This window comes from Arthrobacter sp. ok909, from assembly GCF_900104405.1.
GTDB lineage: Bacteria > Actinomycetota > Actinomycetes > Actinomycetales > Micrococcaceae > Arthrobacter > Arthrobacter humicola.
On sequence record NZ_FNJS01000001.1, the window covers coordinates 23,616 to 48,006 of the forward strand.

The 24,391-nt window shown below is 67.2% G+C and carries 20 protein-coding genes; 5 read left to right on the forward strand and 15 right to left on the reverse strand.

Features of this window, described 5'->3' with window-relative positions; translation table 11 throughout:
• The first annotated feature begins 22 nt into the window (after nt 1-22).
• Nucleotides 23-556 carry a GNAT family N-acetyltransferase gene (locus BLR03_RS00105; protein ID WP_091247911.1) on the forward strand — a complete coding sequence of 178 codons (534 nt, stop codon included), beginning with the start codon at nt 23-25 and terminating at the stop codon, nt 554-556.
• Nucleotides 557-575: 19 nt separating this feature from the next.
• A complete protein-coding gene (locus tag BLR03_RS00110; RefSeq protein ID WP_091247915.1) occupies nt 576-1,922 on the forward strand; it encodes an alpha/beta fold hydrolase in 1,347 nt (448 codons plus the stop codon).
• 77 nt (nt 1,923-1,999) lie between these two features.
• Here the strand turns inward: BLR03_RS00110 and BLR03_RS00115 are convergent, their stop codons facing one another.
• The 4 genes from BLR03_RS00115 to coaE all read right to left on the reverse strand — a co-directional run bounded on the left by BLR03_RS00115 (nt 2,000) and on the right by coaE (nt 7,983).
• Nucleotides 2,000-3,355: an MFS transporter gene (locus tag BLR03_RS00115; protein ID WP_091247918.1), complete on the reverse strand. Its 1,356-nt coding sequence runs from the start codon at nt 3,353-3,355 to the stop codon at nt 2,000-2,002.
• A gap of 73 nt (nt 3,356-3,428) precedes the next feature.
• Nucleotides 3,429-4,457: a TerC family protein gene (locus BLR03_RS00120; RefSeq protein WP_091247921.1), complete on the reverse strand. Its 1,029-nt coding sequence runs from the start codon at nt 4,455-4,457 to the stop codon at nt 3,429-3,431.
• A gap of 162 nt (nt 4,458-4,619) precedes the next feature.
• Complete coding sequence (gene uvrB, locus BLR03_RS00125) at nt 4,620-6,701, reverse strand: excinuclease ABC subunit UvrB (RefSeq protein ID WP_091247924.1); 2,082 nt, start codon at nt 6,699-6,701, stop codon at nt 4,620-4,622.
• Between the two features lie 40 nt (nt 6,702-6,741).
• Nucleotides 6,742-7,983 carry a dephospho-CoA kinase gene (coaE, locus tag BLR03_RS00130; RefSeq protein WP_091247937.1) on the reverse strand — a complete coding sequence of 414 codons (1,242 nt, stop codon included), beginning with the start codon at nt 7,981-7,983 and terminating at the stop codon, nt 6,742-6,744.
• Nucleotides 7,984-8,005: 22 nt separating this feature from the next.
• Between coaE and BLR03_RS00135 the strand changes: the two genes are divergently transcribed.
• Together BLR03_RS00135 and BLR03_RS00140 are read left to right on the forward strand one after the other, a co-directional pair.
• Nucleotides 8,006-8,707, forward strand: coding sequence for an IMPACT family protein (locus BLR03_RS00135; RefSeq protein ID WP_091247939.1), 702 nt, complete (start codon nt 8,006-8,008; stop codon nt 8,705-8,707).
• Nucleotides 8,691-9,413, forward strand: coding sequence for a GNAT family N-acetyltransferase (locus BLR03_RS00140; protein ID WP_091247942.1), 723 nt, complete (start codon nt 8,691-8,693; stop codon nt 9,411-9,413). Before BLR03_RS00135 ends, BLR03_RS00140 begins: the two co-directional genes overlap by 17 nt.
• 366 nt (nt 9,414-9,779) lie before the next feature.
• Here BLR03_RS00140 and BLR03_RS00145 read toward each other — a convergent pair whose 3' ends face one another.
• From BLR03_RS00145 to polA, 4 genes are all read right to left on the reverse strand, one after another.
• Nucleotides 9,780-10,211 (reverse strand): VOC family protein, encoded by a 432-nt coding sequence (locus BLR03_RS00145; protein WP_091247943.1) that lies wholly within the window; start codon nt 10,209-10,211, stop codon nt 9,780-9,782.
• 602 nt (nt 10,212-10,813) lie between these two features.
• On the reverse strand, nt 10,814-12,289 hold the full coding sequence (gene rpsA, locus BLR03_RS00150) for a 30S ribosomal protein S1 (RefSeq protein ID WP_091247946.1): 1,476 nt from the start codon (nt 12,287-12,289) through the stop codon (nt 10,814-10,816).
• A gap of 258 nt (nt 12,290-12,547) precedes the next feature.
• Nucleotides 12,548-13,834, reverse strand: a complete 1,287-nt coding sequence (locus BLR03_RS00155) for a GNAT family N-acetyltransferase (RefSeq protein ID WP_091247949.1) — start codon at nt 13,832-13,834, stop codon at nt 12,548-12,550.
• A gap of 89 nt (nt 13,835-13,923) precedes the next feature.
• Nucleotides 13,924-16,830 (reverse strand): DNA polymerase I, encoded by a 2,907-nt coding sequence (polA, locus tag BLR03_RS00160; protein ID WP_302846558.1) that lies wholly within the window; start codon nt 16,828-16,830, stop codon nt 13,924-13,926.
• Here polA and BLR03_RS00165 point away from each other — a divergent pair.
• Nucleotides 16,829-17,293: a hotdog fold thioesterase gene (locus tag BLR03_RS00165; RefSeq protein WP_091247952.1), complete on the forward strand. Its 465-nt coding sequence runs from the start codon at nt 16,829-16,831 to the stop codon at nt 17,291-17,293. The two genes, polA and BLR03_RS00165, sit on opposite strands and share 2 nt — an antisense overlap.
• Before the next feature lie 83 nt (nt 17,294-17,376).
• On the opposite strand, the gene BLR03_RS00170 is transcribed toward BLR03_RS00165, so the two are convergent.
• The 7 genes from BLR03_RS00170 to BLR03_RS00200 form a co-directional block, all read right to left on the reverse strand.
• Nucleotides 17,377-17,925: a dihydrofolate reductase family protein gene (locus BLR03_RS00170; RefSeq protein WP_091247954.1), complete on the reverse strand. Its 549-nt coding sequence runs from the start codon at nt 17,923-17,925 to the stop codon at nt 17,377-17,379.
• A gap of 107 nt (nt 17,926-18,032) precedes the next feature.
• Entirely contained in the window at nt 18,033-18,254 is a 222-nt protein-coding gene (locus BLR03_RS00175; RefSeq protein ID WP_091247957.1) for a hypothetical protein, read from the reverse strand.
• On the reverse strand, nt 18,251-19,456 hold the full coding sequence (locus BLR03_RS00180) for an inorganic phosphate transporter (protein WP_091247960.1): 1,206 nt from the start codon (nt 19,454-19,456) through the stop codon (nt 18,251-18,253). Before BLR03_RS00180 ends, BLR03_RS00175 begins: the two co-directional genes overlap by 4 nt.
• Before the next feature lie 274 nt (nt 19,457-19,730).
• The gene (locus BLR03_RS00185; protein WP_091247962.1) at nt 19,731-20,417 is read right to left on the reverse strand and encodes a hypothetical protein; all 687 of its coding nucleotides are present in this window, start codon (nt 20,415-20,417) and stop codon (nt 19,731-19,733) included.
• A gap of 97 nt (nt 20,418-20,514) precedes the next feature.
• Nucleotides 20,515-21,384 carry a universal stress protein gene (locus BLR03_RS00190; RefSeq protein ID WP_091247965.1) on the reverse strand — a complete coding sequence of 290 codons (870 nt, stop codon included), beginning with the start codon at nt 21,382-21,384 and terminating at the stop codon, nt 20,515-20,517.
• 270 nt (nt 21,385-21,654) lie between these two features.
• Nucleotides 21,655-22,971, reverse strand: a complete 1,317-nt coding sequence (locus BLR03_RS00195; RefSeq protein WP_091247967.1) for an erythromycin esterase family protein — start codon at nt 22,969-22,971, stop codon at nt 21,655-21,657.
• Complete coding sequence (locus BLR03_RS00200; RefSeq protein ID WP_091247970.1) at nt 22,968-24,350, reverse strand: MBL fold metallo-hydrolase RNA specificity domain-containing protein; 1,383 nt, start codon at nt 24,348-24,350, stop codon at nt 22,968-22,970. Before BLR03_RS00200 ends, BLR03_RS00195 begins: the two co-directional genes overlap by 4 nt.
• Between the last annotated feature and the right edge of the window lie 41 nt (nt 24,351-24,391).

The window sequence follows — 24,391 nt, forward strand, 5'->3', positions numbered from 1 at the left end:
ATGCCCCGAGTAAACTCGAACAATGAGTGTAATCCGGCCTGCCGCCCCGCATGACGTCCCTGCCATCCTGCAGATGATCCACGACCTCGCCATCTACGAGAAGGAACCGGACGCCGTCCGGAACACCCCCGAGATGCTCACCGGGGTCCTGTTCGGCGATGACCCCCGGGTCTTCGCCACCATGGCGGAAAACGCCGACGGCGAGGTCCGCGGTTTCGCCCTCTGGTTCCTGAACTACTCCACGTGGGAAGGCGTCCACGGGATCTACCTGGAGGACCTCTACGTCCGGCCCGAGGCCCGGGGCGAGGGCCACGGCAAGGCACTGCTCCAGCACCTGGCCGCCACCGCCGTCGACCGCGGGTACGCGCGGGTCGAATGGAGCGTCCTGGACTGGAACGAGCCCTCGATCAACTTCTACAAGAAGCTCGGCGCGGCCCCGATGGACGAATGGTCCACCTTCCGCCTCACCGGCGCGGCCTTGGAAGCCTTCGGCGGCTACGGCGCCGACCTGGACGATTTCCGTGCCGGCGTCCGCGAGGAGGCCTCCCGTGGTTGATCTTCCGGTAACGGGGCTCATGGGAGCCGCACTCCTCGAGTCCGGATCCAGCGTCCGGCGCCACGTCCGGGCACGCCACACCTACCGCGGCATGCGCACCGCGGAACACTACTTCCAGGTACCCCTGGACCACTTCAGCGAGGACGGACGACGCGGCGAGACCATCACGGTGTTCGCCCGCGAATACGTGTCCACCGAGCACAGCGAGGAAGCGGCGGCCGACCTTCCCTGGCTGCTCTACCTGCAGGGCGGCCCCGGCGGGCGCGGTAACCGGCTGCCGTCCCTGGGCGGCTGGAGCAAGGCCGCCGCACGGGACTTCCGGATCCTCATGCTGGACCAGCGCGGCACCGGCCTGTCCTCGGCAATCGACCGCAACACGCTGCCCCTGCGCGGCAGCGACGCGGCGCAGGCCCGCTACCTGACGCACTTCCGCGCCGACTCCATCGTCGCCGACGCCGAGGCCATCAGGTCAGCCCTGGGCGCCCCGCCCTGGACCGTCTACGGCCAGAGCTACGGCGGATTCTGCGCCCTCAGCTACCTCTCCTTCGCGCCCGAGGGGCTGCGCGAGGTCCTCGTGACCGGCGGCCTTGCCCCGCTGGTCGGCTCCGCGGACCGCGTGTACCGCGCAACGTTTCAGCGCGTCGCGGCCCGGAACGCCGAGTACTTCAGCTGGTACCCCGAGGACCGTGCCGCCGTCACCCGGATCGCCCGGCATCTGCGGGAGACGGAGGAATTCCTGCCCGACGGCGGCCGCCTCACCGTGGAGCGCTTCCAGATGGTGGGTTCCTTCCTGGGAGGCAACACCCGGGTGGATGCGCTCCACCACCTGCTCGAGGACGCCTTCGTGGCCACACCCGACGGCGACCGCCTCTCGGACGCGTTCCTGGAACAGGTCCGGGGCCTCGTGTCCCGGGCCTCTAACCCCCTGTACGCGCTGATGCACGAATCCATCTACGGCCAGTCCGCGGCCACCGATTGGGCCGCCTGGCGGGTCCTGGCGGAATTCCCCGAGTTCCGCCCCGACGCCGCGGAGCCGCTCCTGACCGGTGAAATGGTCTACCCGTGGTATTTCGAGCAGGACCCGGCCCTGCGCCCGCTGCGGGGCGTGGCACGGCTGCTCGCCGAGAAGGACGACTGGGGCCCGCTCTACGATCCGGAGCGGCTGGCCCTCAACACCGTGCCCGTCGCCGCAGCCGTGTACACGGACGACATCTACGTGGACCGCGAGTTCTCCCGAGAAACCGCGGCCGCCGTCCGCGGCCTGCAGGTGTGGGAGTCCGACGAATTCCACCACGACGGCATCGCGGACGACGGCGAGGCGATCTTCGGGCGCCTGCTGGGGATGGCCCGCTCCGCCCGCCGCTGAGCGGGCACACTGACCCGGCATCCGCCGTGCGGACATCCGCCGTGTGATCAGCCGCTGTGCGGGAAGGGGCCGGGCCGCTAAGCCGCTGCGGCGGCCGCCCGGCCCCTCGCTGCAGCCGGGACGGCGACGGCCAGCACCCCCGCGGCGAGGGCAGCTGCGGCGAGGTTCAGTCCCTGGTAGCCGACCCCGGCCATCACCAGGCCGGAGAAGCCTGCGCCGAGCGCCCCGGCGGCTCCCATGAGGGTGTCTGAGACGCCCTGGACAAGGACGCGGTCCTCGGCGGAGACGCTTTCGGCGAGGAGCGTGGAGGCCGCGATGGTGGCCGCCGACCAGCCCAGGCCGAGCAGCACCAGTCCCGCCGTGACCAGGACGGGTTGCTGCTGTCCGAATCCGGCGACGCAGACGGCGAGCAGAATGAGCCCGTGCCCCAGAATGATCACGGGGAGGCGGCCGGTCTTATCGGTGAGCCAGCCCATCACCGGCGAGAGCGCGTACATGCCCGCGATGTGCAGCGAGATCGTGAAACCGATCAGGACCAGGACGTCCGTGCTGGCGGCATGGACATGTCCGGCCGGCATGTCGGCCATGGGGCCTTCGGCGAGGAGCTGCAGATGCAGCGGCGTCATCGACATCACGGCCACCATGCAGCCGTGCGCGGCCACAATCGCGAACAGCGCCAGGCGTGCCCGCGGTGACTTCCCGACGGCCCGGAGGCCGGCGCGAAGGCCGTGCCGGCGTCGGGCCCCCGTGGTGCCCTTCGCCGCCGGGGGCTCGCCGGCGGCCCTGAGCCGGGCCGCGAGCAGCAGCGGATCCGGGCGCAGGCCGATGACCAGCAGCACGGCGGCCAAGGCCAGCCCGGCGGCGGAGAACAGGAACGGCCCGGCCAGTGCCGGCAGGCCCAGGGCCTCCCCCACGGCTGCTCCCGGGCGGATGAGGTTGGGTCCGGCGACGGCGCCGATCGTCACCGCCCAGACAACGATCGCGAGGGAGCGTCCGCGGTGTTCGGCGTCGGCGAGGTCGACGGCGGCGAAGCGGGCCTGGAGGTTGGCGGCGGTCCCCAGGCCCAGCAGCGCGGCTCCCAGCAGCAGCACCGGGAACACTCCGGACACCGTGGACGCGATGATGAGCAAGGAGCCGGCCATGGCGGACAGCTGGCCGGTCACGAGTGCCGCCCGGCGGCCCCGGCGGCCGGCCAGGCCGGCGAGGGGCAGGGCCGCGACGGCGGCGGCCAGCGTCACGGCGGTGGTGACGGAGCCGGCCCAGGCGTTGGAGCCGGACAGCTGGACGGCCAGCAGGGAGCCGACGGAGAGACTGGCACCGCTGCCCACGCTGCTCAGGAGCTGGGCAACGCTCAGGACGGAAACGGTGCGGCGCTGGACCCGGTGCAGGTCCAGCGCCGCAGAGTCACGTGCCGCAGGGTAGAAGGTCTTCACGGTCCGAGCATAACGCGTCGGGCACGTGCCGGCGCCAGCCGAAGGCCCGCGCCGCGGACCGGTCGCGCCGGAGCTATTCGACGTCGCTCAGGCTCTTGCGGGCGTCCTCTTCGAGCCGGGCGTCCAGCTTGGATTTGGACGCCTTGGAGCTGATCAGGCTCGCGATCACCGCGACGACAATGGTGCCGATGATCACCGCGAGGGAGACGTAGGTGGGGATCTCCGGCGCCCATTCGATGTGCTGGCCGCCGTTGATGAAGGGCAGTTCATTGACGTGCATGGCGTGCAGGACCAGCTTGACGCCGATGAACGCCAGGATAACGGACAAGGCGTGCTTGAGGTAGATGAGCCGGTTCATGAGGCCGCCGAGCAGGAAGTACAGCTGGCGCAGGCCCATGAGGGCGAAGATGTTCGCCGTGAAGACGATGAAGGCGCTCTGGGTGAGGCCGAAGATCGCCGGGATGGAGTCGACCGCGAAGAGCAGGTCCGTCATGCCGATGGTGACAAAGACGATCAGCATGGGGGTGAAGACCTTCTTGCCGTCCACCACCGTGCGGAGCTTGCCGCCGTCGAACTTCTCGGACATCGGCAGGACCCGGCGGATCCGGGCGATCAGCGGGTTTTCCTTATCTTCCTCGTCCTCGCCCTCATCCTGGGCCTGCTTCCACGCGGTCCAGAGCAGGAAGGCGCCGAAGATGTAGAAGACCCAGCTGAACTGCTCGATCACGATCGCGCCGAGCATGATGAAAATGCCGCGCAGGATCAGGGCGATGATGATGCCCACCATGAGCACTTCCTGCTGGTACTTACGCGGTACCGAGAAGCGGGCCATGATGATGATGAACACGAACAGGTTGTCGATGCTGAGGCTGTATTCCGTCACCCAGCCGGCGATGAACTGGCCACCGAACTCCGGTCCGGTGAAGGCGAACATGGCGCCGGCGAACACCAGGGCCAGGGCCACGTAGAACGTGACCCACAGTCCGGCTTCTTTCATGGAGGGCTCGTGCGGGCGTTTAAGCACCATCAGCAGGTCAATGGCCAGGATGATGCCCAGGACGACAAACGAGCCGATCTCGAACCACAGGGGAAGGTCGGGCACGGGGAAATACCTTTCGTAGGGTACAGCTCAGCGGTGTAAGTCTCTCCGACCGCCGGCGCGTGATGCCGCCTTGCTGCCCGCTACGCCCGGCACGGCATCGTAGCCGTGCGTGTTGACGATCGTAGCGCTTGGGATACTCCCCTACGTTCGTCCGAGTTTACCCTAGGCGTGCCCCGCCGACTGCATTTGCCGCAGTTCCTTCTTCAGGTCCCCGACCTCGTCGCGGAGCCGCGCCGCGAGCTCGAACTGCAGCTCCCCGGCCGCGGCGTGCATCTGCTCGGTGAGCTGTTCGATCAGCCCGACAAGGTCCTCGGCCGGGGCCGCCGCGAGCCCGTCCTCCCGGATGACCGCGGCGCCCTTGCCCTTGCCGCGGTTCTTGCCTGCCGCCGCCAGCAGTTCGCGGGTGTCCGCGTCTTCCTTGGCCAGCTGGTCGGTGATGTCCGCGATCTTCTTCCGGAGCGGCTGGGGGTCGATCCCCTTCTCGGTGTTGTAGGCGACCTGGATGGCACGCCGGCGGTTGGTCTCGTCGATCGCATGGGCCATCGAGTCCGTGATCCGGTCCGCGTACATGTGCACCTGGCCGGACACGTTACGTGCGGCGCGGCCGATGGTCTGGATCAGGGAGGTGGACGAGCGGAGGAAGCCTTCCTTGTCCGCGTCCAGGATGCTGACCAGCGAGACCTCCGGGAGGTCGAGGCCTTCACGGAGCAGGTTGATGCCCACGAGGACGTCGAAGACGCCCATCCGCAGTTCCCGCAGAAGCTCGACGCGGCGCAGGGTGTCGACGTCGGAGTGCAGGTACTCCACCTTCACGCCGTGGCCCAGGAGGTAGTCGGTGAGGTCCTCGGCCATCCGCTTGGTCAGCGTGGTCACCAGGACGCGTTCGTTCTTGGCCGTGCGGGTGCGGATCTCGCCCAGCAGGTCATCGATCTGGCCCTTGGTCGGCTTGACGATCACCTCGGGATCGATCAGGCCGGTGGGCCGGATGATCTGCTGCACAAAGCCGTCGGACTTGCCGAGCTCGTACTTGCCCGGAGTGGCGGAGAGGTAGACGGTCTGGCCCACGCGCTCAAGGAACTCGTCCCATTTCAGCGGCCGGTTGTCCATCGCCGACGGCAGCCGGAAGCCGTGGTCCACCAGCGTCCGCTTGCGGGACATGTCGCCCTCGTACATGGCGCCGATCTGCGGGACGGTGACGTGCGATTCGTCGATCACCAGCAGGAAGTCGTCCGGGAAGTAGTCGATGAGGCAGTGCGGCGCGGTCCCGCCGTCGCGGCCGTCGATGTGCCGGGAGTAGTTCTCGATGCCGTTGCAGAAGCCCATCTGCTGCATCATTTCGAGGTCGTAGGTGGTGCGCATCCGCAGCCGCTGGGCCTCGACGAGCTTGTTCTGGCTTTCCAGGACCTTGAGGCGTTCGGCGAGCTCGTCCTCGATTTTCGTGATGGCCCGGCTCATGCGTTCCGGCCCGGCGACGTAGTGCGAGGCAGGGAAGACGTACATCTCGGTCTCGTCCCGGATCACCTCGCCGGTCAGCGGGTGCAGCGTGTAGACGTTCTCGATCTCGTCGCCGAAGAACTCGATCCGGATCGCCAGTTCCTCGTACATGGGGATGATTTCCACGGTGTCGCCGCGGACCCGGAACGTGCCGCGGTGGAAGTCCATGTCATTGCGGGTGTACTGCATGGCGACGAACTTCCGCAGCAGGTCGTCGCGGTTCATCTCCGCACCCTTGCGGAGCGTCACCATGCCGGCGATGTACTCTTCCGGGGTGCCGAGGCCGTAGATGCAGGACACCGTGGCGACCACCACGACGTCGCGCCGGGTCAGCAGGGCGTTCGTGGCGGAGTGGCGCAGACGTTCGACTTCCTCGTTGACGGAGGAGTCCTTCTCGATAAAGGTGTCCGTCTGCGGCACATAGGCCTCGGGCTGGTAGTAGTCGTAGTAGGAGACGAAGTATTCGACCGCGTTGTTGGGCAGCAGTTCGCGGAATTCGTTGGCCAGCTGCGCGGCAAGGGTCTTGTTCTGGACCATCACCAGGGTGGGGCGCTGGACCTGCTCAATCAGCCACGCCGTCGTCGCGCTCTTACCGGTACCCGTGGCGCCAAGCAGCACCACATCCTTCTCGCCGTTGCGGATCCGCTCGGTGAGTTCCGCGATCGCCGCCGGCTGGTCGCCCGCGGGCTGGAAGTCGCTGATGACCTCAAAGGGCGCCACGACACGGTTGATTTCCTGGGCAAGGCTCATGTATCTAATCTACCGCCGGCCTCCGACACGATGTCCTGATTCAGCTTTGGGCAGTACCGTCACCGGCGTCGTCACCGTACGACGGCGGCTGCCAGCCGGTGCGCGACACCCATGCTTCCATCCGGGGCGCGGCGTAGTCCGTGAACCAGCCTTCCTTGTCCGCCGCGTAGCCGGCGGTGGATTTGTCGACGTCGTGCAGGCCGGCCACCCGGATCTTCTCGGCGACATAGTCCGCACCGGCCCGGGAGTCGGCGCGGAGCCAGTCACGGAAGCACAGGGCGTACCGCCAGCCGGGCGATCCGGCGGCGCGGATGTGCAGGTTCACGGCGCGGCCGGGATCGGCGTTGCCGTGCAGTCGTTTGCCCCAGTCGGCCGGGTCGGGGTGCGAGGGTTTGGGGTTGTCGGAAATGATGCCGGGCCAGCGCGGGAATCCGGCCTCGGCCAGCAGCGGCGCGATCCTGTCTGCGGCCTCGAGGTCGCGGACGCCCAACTGCAGGTCGATCACGTTCTTGGCGTCCAGGCCCGGGACGGCAGTGGAGCCGATGTGGTCCAGGGACAGCACGTCCTCCGGCACGGCGGCGCGGAGCCGGTTGATGAGCCGGCCTGCCTGCGCCGCCCAGGACGGATCCGCCGGTGCAAGGACCGGGCCGCCGGTCCGCGGCGCAATCTTTTGCTCCTTGAGGTTCAGCGCGAACGGCGCCAGCCGCCCCTCCCACAGCGCATCAACCTCGAGCCTCAGTTCCTCGGGGGTGCCCGAGTTGTCCAGCACGACGTCCGCGGCTCCCAACCGGTCCTCACGGCTTGCCTGCGCGGCCATCCGGGCGTGCGCCTCGTCGACGCCCATATTGCGGTGTTCGGCCATGCGCCGGACCCGGACGTCGTCCGGGGCGTCGACGACCACCACGAGGTGGAAGTTCTTCCCCTGCCCGGTTTCCACCAGCAGAGGGATGTCCTGGACGACGACGGCGCCGGCCGGGGCGGCCGCAACCATCGCCGCGGCGCGCTCCCGGACCAGCGGATGGACGATTCCGTTCAGCACGGCCAGGCGTTCCGGATTGCCGAAGACCAAGGCACCCAGCCGGGCCCGGTCCAGCCGGCCATCGGTGGTCAGGATGGCGGCGCTGAACGCCTCGACCACCCGTGCCAGCCCCGGCGTGCCGGGCTCCACGACGTCGCGGGCCAGCGCATCGGCGTCGACAAGCACCGCGCCGAGCTCCCGCAGGTGCGCCGCAACCAGTGACTTACCCGACGCGATCCCGCCGGTCAACCCGATCTTCAACACCCCACAAGACTAAACTGAACCGGTGGAAGATGAGGCGGATTACCCCGAGAGCAGGACTTCCATTTACACCACCCTCGCCGCAGGGTCCCAGTTCCGGCACGAAATCGAGGTCAAGCGGTCCCGGTTCATCACCGTCCTTGCCCGCACGGCGGACGAAGACGCAGCCCGCTCCGTCCTGGCCGGCCTGCGCAAGGAATTCCACGACGCGCGGCACCACTGCTTCGCCTTCGTGCTCGGCCCCGACCGGGACGTCCAGCGTTCCAACGATGACGGCGAACCGTCCGGAACTGCCGGCATCCCGATGCTGGAGGCGCTGCTCAAGCGCGAGACCGCGCCCGGCGTCGCCGACCTCAGCGACGTCGCCGCCGTCGTGGTGCGCTATTTCGGCGGCATCCTCCTCGGCGCCGGCGGCCTGGTGCGCGCGTACTCGGAATCGGTGGCCGGGTCGCTGGAGCTCGCGACCCTTGTGCGGCGCCGCCGGCTGCGGATCTGCTCGGTGCGGGTGGGGCACGCCGGGGCCGGTCGGCTCGAGAACGACCTGCGCGCCGCGGGCTTTGTCATGGCCGAAACCCGTTACGAGGCGCAGACTACTGTCCTGAGGCTTGCGCTGCCGGATAATCCGGAGGAGCTGGCCCGCGCCGCGGACCGGGTGGCCGCCATGTCAGCCGGCAGTGCGGCGTTGCTGCCCGGAGAAACGGAGTGGATCGATGTCCCCATCAGCTGAGCCGGTACCCGCGGTCGAGCTGCTTGACGTCAGCGAGGCCGTGCTCGAACAGCTCCTGGAGCTCGCGCTCCGGGACGCCGACGCCGACGAGGTCACCCCGCCGCTGGGGGAGACCGCCGCCTGGAACACCGACCGGATCAGCTGGTTCCGCGAATTCCACCACGCCGCCGCAGCAGGCCTGGACGGCCCCGCGCAGCAAAAGAGCTGGGCCATCACCTGCGACGGGCAACTCGCCGGTTCCGTCCGGCTGACGCGTATAGGACCGGGGCCGGGGGTGGGAACGATGGAGCCGCTGGAGGATGGGGCTGGCGGGGCTGGTGCTCGCGGGAGTGGCGCTGTCGGGGGCGGTGCTCGCGGGGCAAGTGAAACCGGCATTCAGCCCGCCGCTTCGCTGGGCGATGCCCCTCAGACAGGAAGTCTTGTTGGTGGCGATGCCACTGAGACAGACACTCCTGTTGGCGGCGGCGCGCTGGAAACCGGAATCTGGCTTGGCCGGAGCTTCCGCGGCCGGGGTGTCGGCCGCGAGGCGCTGCGGCTCGTGAAAGACCGGGCCGCCGCTGCTGGAGCGAGTCATCTGGTGGCCGAGACCACGGCCGGCAACGTGGGTGCCATTGCGTTACTGAAGTCCGCGGGTGCCCAACTCGTCACTGGTGCAGCCTCGGCGACTGCCACCGTGCCGGTCAGGGGCGCGATCGCGCTCCGCTGACCCTGCGGCCCGTCGCACGAGGACCCTTCACTGCCCTCCACTGGACATGCCCCACGCTGGCGGCGAGCAATGCGCGGAATCCCCTCGTGCCCAAGCCACGAGCCCAAGGCTGGACATGCCCTCCCGCGGCCAACCCGGCCTCCACTGGACATGCCCCACGCTGGCGGCGAGCAATGCGCGGAATCCCCTCGTGCCCGCGCCACGTGCCCGAGACTGGACATGCCCTCCCGCGGCCAACCGGGCCACCACTGGACATGTCCCACGCTGGCCGCGAGCAATGCGCGCAATATCCCCATGCCCGCCCCACGAAGCCAAGAGTGGACTTGCGCCGCGCCGGACAGATGATTTTCGTCGGCCTGAACCGGGCTAGTGGGCGATTTCCCAGATGTGTCCGGCGGGGCAGCGGAAGCTGGCGGTACGGATACCCCAGGGACGATCCATGGGGCCGTTGAGCAGTTCCACGCCGCGGCGGGACAGCTCGGCGCACATGGCGTCGACGTCGTCCACTTCGATGGTGAACTGCAGGCGGACGCCGGCCTCTGCGCTTGCGACGGTTGCCGGTTGTATGAGTTCGGGGGCTTCGGAGATGTTGAGCAGATTGATCAAAGTGTTCTCGAACTTGAAGACCGCGGAGACGTCGTCTTCAAAGATGAGCGGCAGACGAAAGACTTCTTCGTAGAAACTCCTAGTCGTCGCCAGGTTTTCGACAAACAACGTGATGGCATGGATGCCCCGTGGCCACGGACCAACTCTTCCGCCTGAGCCCTGCGCTTCAGCTGCCTCCGATGGCTCAGCCATGGAACTCCCCCTCGTCGTTGGCTGCATAAATCTCAACCTGCAAAGTCTGGACTTAGGGGCGAGGCGCCGTCAAGGATTCCACGGCCTGCCGCACCTCGGGCACACGCCGGTTCCTCGCCAGCAGGGCAGAACATGTTGCACCCCGCCGCTGGACATGTCCCTCGTTCGGGGCCAGAACTGGGCACAATGCCAATATGTCCCCTGGTGACGCCCAAGTATGAGCATGTCCCGAGAGGTGAGCTCCAAGAATGAGCATGTCCCTTGGTAGAGCTGTCTAGGAAGCAACTTGCCTGTCGACAAGGCAATGCACCACGTCCTGGCCACCAGACATGTCCAGCGTTCGGTGCCAAGGCTGGGCACAATGCCCATATGTCCACTAGTGACGCCCAAGAATGAGCATGTCCCCAAGTGCGGGCCCCAAAAATGAGCATGTCCCGTGGAGCGGGCAGGGGCGGAGCATGTCCACGGGAAACGCAAAGGTGGCCGCCCCCAAGGGGACGGCCACCTTTGCTGTGCATCATAACTACTGCACCGTGACGGTGCGGCGTCCAGCTACAAACTGCCTGCACTCACGGAGCGGACTCCTTGAGGACCGGGGACAATTAGTTGCCGGTCAGCTTCTCGCGCAGAGCGGCAAGAGCCTCGTCCGAGGCAAGCGTGCCTGCACCGGCTTCGGTTGCAGCCGGCTCGGAGGAGTAGCTGGTGGTGCCGGAGTCGCTCTCGCCGGACGTTGCAGCTGCAGCGTCGTCGGCAGCGTGCTGGGCAACCTGCTTCTTGTGGGCTTCCCAGCGGGTCTGGGCGTCAGCGTACTGCTGCTCCCAGGCGGCGCGCTGCGTCTCGTACCCTTCAAGCCACTCGTTGGACTCCGGGTCGAAGCCCTCCGGGTACTTGTAGTTGCCTTCTTCGTCGTACTCGGCGGCCATGCCGTAGAGTGCCGGGTCGAATTCGGTGCTGTCGGCGTCGACGCCCTCGTTGGCCTGCTTGAGGGAGAGGGAGATGCGGCGGCGCTCGAGGTCGATGTCGATGACCTTGACGAACAGCTCGTCGCCAACGGAGACAACCTGCTCGGCCAGCTCAACGTGACGCACGGCGAGCTCGGAGATGTGGACCAGGCCTTCGATGCCGTCTTCAACGCGAACGAACGCGCCGAACGGAACCAGCTTGGTGACCTTACCCGGAACAACCTGGCCGAGGGCGTGGGTGCGGGCGAAGGTCTGCCACGGATCTTCCTGCGTAGCCTTGAGCGACAGGGAGACGCGCTCGCGGTCCAGGTCGACCTCGAGAACCTCGACGGTGACTTCCTGGCCAACTTCGACAACCTCGGACGGGTGGTCGATGTGCTTCCAGGACAGCTCGGAAACGTGAACCAGGCCGTCTACGCCGCCCAGGTCCACGAAGGCACCGAAGTTGACGATGGAGGAAACGACGCCGGGACGGACCTGGCCCTTTTCCAGCTTGTTGAGGAACGTGGAGCGGACCTCGGACTGGGTCTGCTCGAGCCATGCACGGCGGGACAGCACAACGTTGTTGCGGTTCTTGTCCAGCTCGATGATCTTGGCTTCGATCTGCTGACCGATGTACGGAGCGAGGTCGCGCACGCGGCGCATCTCGACGAGGGATGCGGGCAGGAAGCCGCGCAGACCGATGTCGAGGATAAGACCACCCTTGACAACCTCGATGACGGTACCGGTGACAACACCGTCTTCTTCCTTGACCTTCTCGATGTCGCCCCAGGCACGCTCGTACTGAGCACGCTTCTTGGAGAGGATCAGGCGGCCTTCTTTGTCTTCCTTGGTGAGCACCAGGGCTTCGACCTGATCGCCAACGGAGACGACGTCTCCGGGGTCAACGTCGTGCTTGATGGAAAGCTCGCGGGAGGGAATGACACCTTCGGTCTTGTAACCGATGTCGAGCAGAACTTCGTCGCGGTCGACCTTGACGACGGTACCTTCGACGAGGTCTCCGTCGTTGAAGTACTTGATGGTGGCGTCGACAGCTGCGAGGAAGTCCTCAGCGGTACCGATGTCGTTAATCGCGACTACGGGGGTACCGGGCTTCTCGGTGGAGGTGATGGTCATGTAGTAGGGGCTCCGTTGTGGATAGTTAGTCGGTCAGGCAAACCGCTGCGCCCGCATTATGGAATGCAGACGAAGAACACGGCATTTCAGCAGGTGATATGCCGGGTCATCCTGATTTTGTGGATTGTAGATGCGCGCACGTAGTACACGCCCGTTTAGTCTAGTCGTTTACGTCAACGCCGGTCAAAGCGCGCGGGGTCCTCTGCACGAACGACGCCGACGGCGGGAACGCGCGAAGAAGTGCCTTGGGCAGTGAGGCTAGAAGTGCGTGAGGCAGTGAGGTGTGCGTTCGACGGCGAACATGATCCTCGCGGTCAGGGCTGCCCCGGGCGCGTGCTCGGTAATCCGGCCGGCGGCCGTCAGCGTCACGGGACAGACGGCGCCCAGGTAGACGGACCCGAGGTCCGCGACATCCAGCGACAACTCCGGCTCAGCATCCGGAGCGGGCGTCACCGTGGCGTCCCCGCCGCTGACTGCCAGGGCGAAGGTTCCGGCGGCAAAGCCGAGGCTGTCCCGGACGGCGAGGACCAGGGTCCCGTCGGCAGAGTAGCGCCGGGCGCCCAGGACCCGCAGCGGGTCCAGGATGCGCAGCCACAGCATGTCGCGCTGGTCCGAGGACTCGACGCAGCGGGGGTCCTCCAGGGCCCAGGTCAGCGGGTCGTCCACCGGCGCGTCCTGCCAGCTGATCCGTTCCACGAGGTCGATGCTGCCTAGGAACTGCCAGAGTTCCAGATAAGCGGCGTCGGTCGCCGCCACGAGATCCACAATCTCCATGGTGTACGGTTTGGCGTCCCACCCGGCGAACTTATAGGAGACATACCCGTCCACGCAGCCCGCGGCGTCATAGTGCAGGGCACAGCGGATGGCCTCGTCTTCGCTGCCGTCGCGGCCGAGCGTGCCCGAGGACCTCAGCCGGTAGGCCTCCTGCCGCGAGATGGATCCGGGCATGGCGCGTTGGACCCGTGCGAAGACCTCTGGGGCCAGGTCAAGCAGGACCTTCCGGTCGGCGATCTCCACCGACCCCACCGGCTCGTGGCGGAGGCGGAAACGGGGCCCGGTGTCCACCTTGATGCTGCGCTCAAAGGTGGCCACCCCGTAGCCGAACCGTCCATAGATGGACGCCTCCGAGGCGGTGAGCGCCGCCAGCGCGACGCCGTCCGCCTTGGCCGCGGCGAGGTCCTCGGTCATCATCCGCCGGAGCAGCCCCTGCCGGCGATGGGTCCCGCGCACCGTGACGGCGGTGACGAGCTGGGCTTCGAGCTGGCGGCCGTAGCCGATGTTCAGGTCCTTGCGCAGGGTGGCGAACGTGGCCACCGGAACGTCGGCCGACAGCGAGTGCGCCGCGACGCCGTCGGGCTGGTACACGCCGGTCATCTCACGGTTATCCACTTGGTACATGGCCATGATCTTGTCCACAAACTCGTCTTTGCGCGGTTCGTCGTAGAAGCCGATCCCGACTCCGCGCAACCATGCAGTCCCCTGGGCGTAGGCTGCCGAGTCCTTCCCGACCGCGCGGAACCGCCTGAGCTCGTATTTCTCTGCCACGTGTTTCTCCCCCTGAGAATCCTGAATATCCTGAAAATCCGGCAGTCCCGGCAGGGCCGGAACGTCACCCTACCGGAACCGGTGAACTGTTAGTGCCCCGCCTCGTGCCAGCTGGACCCGATGCCAATCTGGACGTCCAACGGAACGTTGAGATCCGCGGCCGAGCCCATTTGCTCGGTCACGAGCTTCTCAACGGCCTCGCGTTCACCCTTGGCGACTTCGAGGACCAGTTCATCATGGACCTGGAGCAGCATCCGCGATTTCAGGCCCTGGTCCGCCAGCGCGCCGGAGACGCCCAGCATGGCTCGCTTGATGATGTCCGCCGCGGACCCCTGGATGGGCGAGTTCAATGCCACCCGCTCGGCGATTTCCCGCAGCTGCCGGTCCGTGCTGGTCAGGTCCGGCAGGTAGCGGCGGCGGCCCTCGATCGTGGCCGTGTAGCCGTCGATCCGGGCCTGGTCCACCACGCCGCGGAGGTAGTCCCGGACGGCGCCGAAGCGTTCGAAGTATTCCTTCATCAGCGTCCGGGCCTCGTCCACGGAGATTTCCAGCTGCTTGGAAAGCCCGAAGGACGTCAGCCCGTAGGCCAGGCCGTAGGACATGGCCTTGACCTTGGAGCGCATGGCGCTGGTGACCTCGGACGGCGGCACGTGGAAGATGTGCGAACCGACGTACCGGTGCAGGTCCTCACCCTCCTTGTACGCCTGGATGAGGCCGGGATCGCCGGAAAGGTGCGCCATGATCCGCATCTCGATCTGCGAGTAGTCCGCGGACAGGAGGCAGTCATAGCCCTCGGTCACCACGAAAATGCTGCGGACGCGCCGGCCCTCCTCGCTCCGGACCGGGATGTTCTGCAGGTTCGGGTTGTTGGAGGAGATACGGCCGGTGGCGGCCACATTCTGCGCATACGTGGTGTGGATCCGGCCGTCGTCGGCCACGGACTTCTTGAGGCTTTCCACCATTTGACGCAGCTTCGAGGACTCGCGGTGGGCCATCAGCTGCACGAGGAATTCATGGCCGGTCTTCTCCAGCAGCGACTTGAGCGACGCGGCATCGGTGGTGTACCCGGACTTGATCTTCTTCGTCTTGGGCAGGCCGAGCTCCTCAAACAGCACCGTCTGCAGCTGCTTGGGCGAACCGAGGTTGACCTCGTGGCCAATGGCGGCGAAAGCCTGTTCCTGGGCATTGTCGATCACCTTGGCGAGGTCGGCGAGCTGTTCGTCCATGCGCTCCATGGAGACCGCGATCCCGGTGAGCTCCATCTGCGCCAGGACCCGGCTGACGGGCAGTTCAAGGCTCGTCAGCAGCTCCTGGGCCTTGCGCGTCTTCAGTTCCGTTTCGAAGTGGTGGCTCAGGGCGTGCACGACGGCGGCCTGCTGGACCAGCGCGCCGGCCGCGGCGCCGTCGTCCTCGCCGCCGAAGGCGAGTTCCAGCTGACCGGTCTTGGCAGCCTCGGTGGATACCGTCATCTTGAGGTGGTGCTGGGCGAGTTCGGCGAGTTCGTAACTGCGCCGGTCCGGCTGGATGAGGTAGCCGGAGATCGCGGTGTCGTCCACCACGCCGTCGAGGCCGAGCCCGCGGGAGGTGAAGGCCTTGAGCGCCGGCTTGAACCCGTGGATGACTTTCGGGGCGCCGGGATCCCGGAGCCAACCGGTCAGCACGGCGTCGGCCTCGGCGTCGAGGCCGGTGAGCTCGATGTACGCGGCCGCGTCCTTGCGGACCACGGCAAGGGCTGCAGCGTCGTCCACGATCCTGCCGGGCGCGAATTCGACGGCGAGGGCGGACCGGAGCCCCGTGCCGGCGTCAAAGAAGGTCCGCAGCTCCGCCGCGGAGGTGAGGGTCGAGAACTCGGGAACCTCGATGCTGTCCGGCTCGCCTTCGACGGGCTCGTTGCCATAGAGGGCGAAGAGCCGGGTGCGGAGCGTCTTGAATTCGAGGCGGTCGAAAATTTCCTCGATCGCGTCATGGTCCGGGCGCGGTTCCTCCAGGTCGTGGAGGGACACAGGGAGCTCGAGGTCGGTCAGGAGGCGGTTGAGCCGGCGGTTCCGCTTGACCGATTCGACGTGCTCGCGGAGGGCGTCGCCGACCTTCCCGCCGATCGTGTCGAGGTTTTCCAGGATGCCCTCGAGGCCGCCGTACTGGTTAATCCACTTCGCGGCGGTCTTGGGCCCGACGCCGGGGACGCCCGGAAGGTTGTCCGCGGTCTCCCCGACGAGCGCGGCAAGGTCCGAATAGCGCGGCGGCGAGACGAAGTACTTGGCCTCGATTGCTTCGGCGTCCATCCGGGGGATGTTGGTAACGCCCTGCTTCGGGTAGAGGACGAAGACGTTCTCGGTGATGAGCTGGAAGGTGTCCCGGTCGCCGGAGACGAGCAGGACCTCGAAGCCGGCCTCATCGCCCTGGGCGGCGAGAGTGGCGAGGATGTCGTCGGCCTCGAAGCCGGGCATCTTGATGGTCTTGATGCCCCAGGCGGTCATGACTTTTTCAATGAGGTCGATCTGGCCGCTGAACTCGCGGGGGGTCTCGTTGCGCCCGGCCTTGTAGCCGTCGTACTCGGCCTTGCGGAACGTGGTGTCGTCGGAGACGTCAAAGGCCACCGCGACGTGCGTGGGGTTCTGTTCCTTGATGAGGTTGATCAGCATCGACGTGAAGCCGTGGACGGCGTTGGTGTGCTGGCCGCTGGAGGTGGCGAAATTTTCGGCCGGCAGGGCGTAGAAAGCGCGGAAGGCCATCGAGTGGCCGTCGAGGACCAGAAGCCGGGGCTGGTCCGTGAGGGGCACCACCGGTGCCTGGGTCGCGGAGACCTCGGTCCCGGCGCGCCGCGCCTTCCTGGCGGGCGTTGCGGCTTCGGTGACGGGCGGTTCGGCCACCAGGACAGCGGCTGCGGCTGCGTCCGTGGCAGTGACAGCATCTGCGGCGGCGTCTGCGGAAGGCGCGGTCGCGGGGGAAGGGGCCGGTTTGGTAGTTTCACTCACAGGTGCCAGCCTAGTTCCCATGATGGACAATTTCACGCCGGCCCCCTACGCGGCCGAGCTTGCGGCGGCCGGAGTTCCCGAGGACATGCACGATTGGCTGGGCCAGTATGGCGTCGGCGCCCTCGTGGTGAAGATGGGGATCCACTTCCTTGAAATGAGTCCGGAGCGGACCGTCGCCACCATGCCGGTGGAGGGCAACACCCAGGTCGCCGGGATCCTGCACGGCGGGGCCCACGTGGTCCTGGCCGAGACCCTGGGGTCTTTCGCGGCCGGCCTGCACGCGGGACCGAACCGGCAGGCGCTCGGGATCGAGGTCGGGGCCACGCACCACCGGGCGATCTCCGCGGGCACCGTCACCGGGACGTGCACGGCCATCCACCTCGGCCGGACCCTCACGACCCACGAGATCGTCATGACGGACGAGCACGGCCGCCGGCTCTCCACGGCCCGGATCACGAACCTCATCCGCGATATCGCCGGGTAGGAGTTCACCCGGACGCCGGCGGGCCGGGCAGGCGGGCCGGTGGCACACGCCGGTGGGCCGGCCATCGCGCCGGGTGGGCCCTGCTAGCTCCTGCCCGGGAAACGGTAGCGCAGTTCCACGATGCCGCGGCCCATGGTGCGGGACGCGACGAGCTCCAGCGGCGGCGTCGGGCCGGTCATGGGCAGCAGCTGCTTGCCGCCTCCCAGCACCACGGGAATGACCGAGAGAATCAGTTCGTCGAGCAGCCCGGCGTCCGCGAATTGCGCGGCGAGGACTCCCCCGCCGACCACCCAGATGTTCCGGCCGGCGGCCTCGTCCTTGAGGTCGTCCACAAACTCGCGGACGGCCCCGCGCACGAACGTCACGTTGGCGCCCTTCGGGGCGGAGTGCTCGTGGTGGGTGAAGACCCAGCAGGGCGTGTCCGGATAGGGCCAGATGCCCGGTTCGTGCTCCAGGAGCCAGGCGTAGGTCTCACCGCCCATGACGATGCAGCCGACGTCGGCCAGGAACGCGTCGTAGCTGTCCTGTCCGCCCTCAAAGCCGTCAAACTGCAGCAGCCACGCCAGGTTGTCGTCATCCGTGGCGATGAAGCCGTCGAGTGAGGAGGCCACGAAGTACTGGAAGCTCACCATGGCCCCAGCCTAGCCAATGCGGCGCCGGGTTCCCATCCCCGGGTCGCGCCGCCCGGAGAGGGTGCTGCAGCGGCCCCCGTGAGGACGGCGGCCTACTTGTGGAAGTCCTACTTGTGGAAGTAGGGAATGATTAGATACAGCCCAAAGAGGATGGCGGCGCCGCACAGGACGAAGCACGTGTAAGCGAGCGGGCGGGTCCACGACGCCGGCGCGTTCCGGACGTCCCCCGCGATGGCCGTGAGCCGGACGCCGAGGGAATAGAGGACCACGACTGTGACCGCGGCCACAAGTGTGGCACCTGCCACGCTGAACAGTTCCAACCACTTCATCGCTGGGCATCCCCGTTCTTGATCGCCTTGGCGGCAGATTTCTTCTTGCGGAACTGCACGGCCTGGCCCATTTCTTCGATCTCGACGGCGTTGTGGTGGCCCACATGGGACTTCCGCGAATGCACGAACATATACGCCACGGCGGCGGTGCCGGCGGCGGCCGCGATGATGACTCCGACGACACCGGTCTGCACGAGCATAGCCGTGAGGGCGCCCACGATACCGGCCGCCGGGAGCGTGAAGAGCCAGCCGAGGGCAATCCGGCCGGCGGTTCCCCACCGGACGGTGGTGCCGCGGCGTCCCATCCCCGAGCCGATGACCGAGCCGGAGGCCACCTGGGTGGTGGACAAGGCAAAGCCCAGGTGCGACGAGGCCAGGATGGCTGATGCGGTGCTGGTCTCCGCGGAGAAACCCTGGGCCGGCTTCACTTCGGTGAGGCCCGAGCCCATGGTGCGGATGATCCGCCACCCGCCGGCGTAGGTGCCGATCGCGATGGCGAGGGCGCAGGCAGTGATAACCCACCACTGCGGTCCGGAGCCGGCAGGCTGCGCGCCCGCAGAGATCAGGACGAGGGTGATGATGCCCATGGTCTTCTGGGCGTCATTGGTGCCGTGGGCCAGTGCCACGAGGCTGGACGTAAAGATCTGGCCGGTCCGGAATCCGCCGCGCTTCTGGGTCAGCTTGTCCCCGGTTTCCGGGTCATGGCGTGACGTCAGCGCGTAGGCCAGCCGCGTGCACAGATAGGCCACACCGCCTGCGATGATCGGGGCGAAGACCGCGGGAAGGATGACCTTCTGCAGGATCGATTCGAAGTTGATCGAGTGGATGCCGATGCCGGCGATCGCGGCACCGATCAGGCCGCCGAAGAGGGCGTGCGAGGAACTGGACGGCAGGCCCTTCAGCCACGTGATCATGTTCCAGAGAATGGCGCCCATCAGCCCGGCGAAGATGATGTCGGGCGTGATCTGGACCCCGTCGGAGCCCTCTTTGATGATGCCGCCGGAAACGGTCTTGGCTACTTCCGTGGAGAGGAACGCACCAACGAGGTTCAACACCGCCGCCACGGCGACTGCTGTCTTGGGTTTGATGGCACCGGTCGCGATGGGGGTAGCCATGGCGTTCGCGGTGTCATGAAATCCGTTGGTGAAGTCGAAGAACAGCGCCAGCGATATTACTAGCGCCACCATTACGGTGATTTCCACCTGTTGCCCAATCTGCAGTGTCCACGGTCAGCAGTTCCACTTCCCCGGTGCCGCATGGCCACCAACAATCATCTCATTCCTATCCGGATGAATGCTCAGTGGCCACGAACGCAGCTTGAAACCTTATCGATGGTACGTGGGAAAGACGGCAGCGCAAAACATGCCAGAAGACCCTAAATTCCGGTCTTCCCGCAGGAAGCCGGCCCTCACGGCAGCGAGGCGATCCTGGTCACAGAGAGGTGGACCGGGAGCACTGCCCCGTCAGCGGTGCTGCTCAGGCGGACCGGCGCGCCTCAGGCGCCGGACCGGCGTCGAGCATTGAAGCAATCTTGTCCTCGAGCGCGGCGAGCGTGGCCTCCGGCAGCACGATGAGCCCGTCGAGTTCGCGGCGTGCGCGCCTGTAGGCCGTCTGCCGTTCGGCGGGAGTCGCCGCGGCGTCCGAGGCGATCCTCAGGAGCTTCCGGGCAGTCTCCAGACGCTGGCGTTCCGGACCGGTGAATTTGCTGTCCCTGATCCGTTTGGCTTCGCGTTCCGCGACCTCGAAGGCGACCTCGAAACTGGTGACGGCGGCCCGGTACTCCGCCAAACGGGCCGCAGTCCTCAGGTCACCGGGGGCGGCGGGCCGCAGACCGTCGGCCTCACGCTTGGCCCGCAGGAAAGCCACCGTGAGCGGCTCCCGGACATCGGTCATGACCGGGTAGTCGATCAGCTTCCCGACGTCGAGTTCGTAATCGAGCCAGCGCCTGTTAACGGCGTCGTGCGCGTTCATGAGGGCCAGAACCTGGGCCTGGCTGGCCTGTTCCGCCTGCGCGGCCTGGTTCTTGATGGTGTAGAGCTCCATCCGGCGCCGATGCCGGCGTTCAGTGGCTTTGGACCAGGACCGGGCCCACCCGCCCATCAGTCCGCTCATGGGAAAGACGAGCCACCAAAAGTGCGAGACGAAATTGTAGAAGGGGTCCACGGCAACATCCTCCCATCCGTCGGCGGCGGCGGAAAGCCCCCTCCGCAGAGGGGGCTTTCCGTCCGGTACTCATCGAGTTGCAGGGACTTGCCGGGCGTCAGTCCCCGTGCTTGACCTTGTGCACCCGCGTGACGATGGTGGGGCACGGCACGTTCAGCAGGACAGCGTGCGCCGTGGAACCGAGCACCGTGCGGGAGAGCCCGCCGCGGCCGCGGCTTCCGATCACCAGCACCCTGGCGTCCGCGGCCGTGTCCACGAGGGCCTTCGCCGGCTGGGTGTCCGTCTCGAGTCGCTGATGGACCACAAGGTCGGGGTATTTATCGCCGAGCCCGGCCACTGACTCGGCGAGCACGATCCGGTTCTCTTCGACCATGCTCTCGGCGAGGCCGCTGGACGGCAGCTGTTTCTCGACCCACCGGGCAGGGGTCTTGAACGCGAGGACCACGGTGAGCTCGTCTCCGCCAAGGTCAGCTTCCGCGGCAGCGACTGCCACGGCTTGCAGCGACTCCTCGGAACCGTCCACGCCGACCACGACGCCCTTGGCCCCGGCGCCAGGTTTTGCGGGGATGACGGCCACCGGACAGTCCGAGGCGGCGACGACCTGCAGGGCGCGGTCCGTCACCGGGCCGCCGTCGAGGTGATGTTTTTCATGGCCGCCCACCACGATCATGGCTGCTTCCTTGGAGATATCCCGCAGCACCGATCCCCCGCTGCCGTGGCGGAGCTGGATGTCCACCTCGACGCCAGGGGACTGCTCGCTGGCGCTCGCCTTCGCTTTCTCAAGCAGTTCCATCCCCGATTCGCGGATGAGCTCGTGGTACTGGAAATCAGGGGACAACCAGCGGTCATCCACCGCGTGGAGGGCGATGACCGGAAGCTTGTCCCGGGCCGCCCGCTGAAGGGCCCACGTCAAGGCGGCATCGCTGCCCGCAGACCCGTTGATACCGACGACGATTGCTTTGCTCATTCTGAATCCTGCTCTTCTCCATCGCGTGATCTGAACCGGCAGCTACACACCGCATTGCCTGTACACCGCATGATCCCTGCACTGCCTGATAGCTGCACCGCCAAACATCTGCGTTGGGTGGTGCCTGTAGTGCATGATCGGGCGGCAGTGCCGACGGCCGGCTGGCACCTTCAGTGTCCCGCGCCCGTCATGGGCCGGGTTAGGGCCTTAAGGCCCCGCGCCGCGCTGCGGACCTGCACGTGGACCCGCCAGCGGGCCTGATTACACGGACTAGAAACCTGTGGGCTCCGTTTCCAATTCCGGTTCGCGGGGCGGCCCCTCATGGTGCACGGGACGCAGTGCCGCGGTGTGTTCGAGCCAGATGAGGGCGTCGTAGCGCTCCCCCATCCGGGTCGGAACGTAGTTCCCGGCCTCCCGTTCGGGGTGGTACACGACGCCGATCGCCCGGTGTCCGAGCCACGTCGAAAGCCACGGCCCGGTCCTGTCGTCACCGAACTCCAGCACGGACGGCACGCCGAGGGCCTGATGCAGGAAGTCTTCGTGGCTGCCCGGACGTGCTTCCGGCACCGTGAGGACGCGCTCCGGCCGGCCCCACGCGTCGGCGGCGATCACGGAACCCCGGTGCCCGGCAAAACCGACCAGGAGCACCCCTTCGCCCGCATGGCGTTCCCGCAGCAGCTGCCCGACGTTGACCAGGCCGTCCTGCGCCATGTCGGTGGCCCGCGCATCCCCGACATGCGTGTTGTGCTCCCAGATCAGGCCCTTCGACGCCGGCCCGAGGTGCCGGCTGACACGGTCGATGGTGTCCGCCATATGGTGGTCGCGGACATTCCAGGACTGCCGGTCGCCGCGGACCATGATGCGGTAGTAGTGCTCGGCGTTGGCCGCGACCTCGGCGTTCTGGACTGCGTCGAAGGCGTCCTCGTCGTGGGGACCGGGGCTGAAGACCCGGTTCCTGACCTCGGTCAGGAGGGCCACGACGTCGGCCTCGCAGGACTGCGGAACCAGCCGCGTGCTCCACGCGTACTGGTGCGGGTCCTCGTGGTGCGGCGAGAAGCATTGCCAGGCGCGCATGGCCGCGGGCACGGCGTCCGGGACGTTTTCCTGCAGCCAGCCGATGATTTCGCGCAGCGAATCCCAGAGCGAGTAGACGTCCAGGCCGTAGAAGCCCACGCGCTTGTCCAGGGGCCGGCCGGAATTCCAGGTGCGCAGCCAGTCCAGGAACGCCGCGATTTCCTCGTTGGCCCACATCCAGGTGGGCCAACGTTCGAAACCGGCCAGCAGGGCGTGCACTCCCTGGTCCTTGCCGTCCTGGCCGCGGACCCACCGGTTGATGCGCCAGCAGTCCGGCCAGTCTCCTTCCACCCCGATCCAGTTGTACCCCTCCTCGGCGATGAGACGCCTGCTGAGGGTGTCGCGCCAGGTGTAGAACTCGTGGGTGCCGTGGGACGCCTCGCCGATGGCGACAAAACGGCAGTCGGCGGCCCGCCGCACGAGGCCATTGAGGTCGTGATCGCTTTTCAGCGGCCGGGCGAGATCGTGGATCTCCTTCAGCACGGAGGTGCGGGTGACGGCAACCGGATTCATCGCGGATCCTCAATGTCGATCGACTCCAGATGCTCGGGTACCCGGGCCCTCCAGCCAAGTTCGCGCTTGATCCTGATGCGCAGGGCATCGGACGCATCGGGGTCGCCGTGCGTGATGTAGGTCATGCGGGGCTCCTTCGCTGCCGCTTTCATCCACGCGATGATGCCGTCGGCGTCGGCGTGCGCGGACAGGCTTTCCATTTGGATCACTTCGGCCCGGATCTTGACGTCCTCCCCGTAGATGCGCAGCTCCCGTTCGCCGGCGGCCAGGGTGGCTCCCCGCGTGCCGCCGGCCTGGTAGCCGCTGAGGATGACGGCGTTTTTCGGGTCCGGGCCGTACGCCGCGACGTGGTGCAGGATCCGGCCCCCGGTCAGCATGCCGCTGGCCGAGATGATGATCATGGGGCCGCCGCGCAGGTTCAGGAGCTTGGACTCGTCCACGGTGCGGGTGACCTTGGCCAGCTTGTACATGTCCACGTATTCCTCGCGCTTGAGCCGGTGTTCCTCGGGGTGGCGCTGGTACATTTCGGAGGCGTCGATGGCCATGGGGCTGTTCAGGTACACCGGGATGCGCGGTATCGCGCCCTTGCGCAGGAGCCGGGACAGGTACAGCATGAGCGTTTCGGCCCGGCCGACGGCGAACGCGGCGAACATGATGACGCCGCCGCGCTTCGCGACGCGGTTGATGATCTCCCCCAGTTGCTTCTCCGGATCCTCCGTTGAGTGTTTCCGGTTGCCGTAGGTTGATTCGGTCACCAGGATCCCCGTTTCTCCGAGCGGCCGCGGCGGGTACATGAAGGGGTCATCGGCGCGGCCCAGGTCTCCGGTGAAGTGCACGGATTGGGAGCCGAGCCGGACGCGGACCTGGGCGGCGCCGAGGATGTGTCCGGCCGGCAGGAATGTGAGCTCCATGCCGCCGCCGAGGTCAAGGGGATCGTCAAAGTCCCGGATTTTGAAGCTGTTGAGGGACGCTACGGCGTCGGCGGCCGTGTAGAGCGGGATCGCGGGATCGTGCGCGGACGATCCCCGCTGCGAGGCATACCTGGCCTCTTCCTCCTGCAGGTGGCCGCTGTCCGGGAGGATGAGTTTGCAGAGATCGGTGGTGCCGTCCGTGGCGTAGACCGGGCCGCCGAATCCGTCCCGGACCAGGGCCGGGACGTAACCGGTGTGGTCCAGGTGCGCGTGGGTCAGCACCACGGCGTCGATGGACTGCGGCGGCACCGGGAAGGGCGTCCGGTTGCGCTCGCGGCTGCGCTTGTAGCCCTGGAAGAGCCCGCAGTCCACCAGTACGCGCCGGCCGCCGGCGTCGATCAGGTAGCGGGACCCGGTGACGGTGTCGGTGGCACCAAGGAACTTCAGGCTCGGCTGCTGGTGTTTCATGGTGCTCCCGTGGACCTCTACCCGTGGATCTGTGGACCGCG

Coding starts and splice junctions, on each gene's coding strand:
- BLR03_RS00105 (WP_091247911.1), top strand. CDS start 23: ATGAGTGTAATCCGGCCTGCCGCCCCGCATGACGTCCCTGCCATCCTG.
- BLR03_RS00110 (WP_091247915.1), top strand. CDS start 576: ATGGGAGCCGCACTCCTCGAGTCCGGATCCAGCGTCCGGCGCCACGTC.
- uvrB (WP_091247924.1), bottom strand. CDS start 6,701: ATGAGCCTTGCCCAGGAAATCAACCGTGTCGTGGCGCCCTTTGAGGTC.
- BLR03_RS00140 (WP_091247942.1), top strand. CDS start 8,691: ATGTCCCCATCAGCTGAGCCGGTACCCGCGGTCGAGCTGCTTGACGTC.
- BLR03_RS00145 (WP_091247943.1), bottom strand. CDS start 10,211: ATGGCTGAGCCATCGGAGGCAGCTGAAGCGCAGGGCTCAGGCGGAAGA.
- rpsA (WP_091247946.1), bottom strand. CDS start 12,289: ATGACCATCACCTCCACCGAGAAGCCCGGTACCCCCGTAGTCGCGATT.
- BLR03_RS00165 (WP_091247952.1), top strand. CDS start 16,829: ATGATGGACAATTTCACGCCGGCCCCCTACGCGGCCGAGCTTGCGGCG.
- polA (WP_302846558.1), bottom strand. CDS start 16,830: ATGGGAACTAGGCTGGCACCTGTGAGTGAAACTACCAAACCGGCCCCT.
- BLR03_RS00170 (WP_091247954.1), bottom strand. CDS start 17,925: ATGGTGAGCTTCCAGTACTTCGTGGCCTCCTCACTCGACGGCTTCATC.
- BLR03_RS00175 (WP_091247957.1), bottom strand. CDS start 18,254: ATGAAGTGGTTGGAACTGTTCAGCGTGGCAGGTGCCACACTTGTGGCC.
- BLR03_RS00190 (WP_091247965.1), bottom strand. CDS start 21,384: ATGAGCAAAGCAATCGTCGTCGGTATCAACGGGTCTGCGGGCAGCGAT.
- BLR03_RS00195 (WP_091247967.1), bottom strand. CDS start 22,971: ATGAATCCGGTTGCCGTCACCCGCACCTCCGTGCTGAAGGAGATCCAC.
- BLR03_RS00200 (WP_091247970.1), bottom strand. CDS start 24,350: ATGAAACACCAGCAGCCGAGCCTGAAGTTCCTTGGTGCCACCGACACC.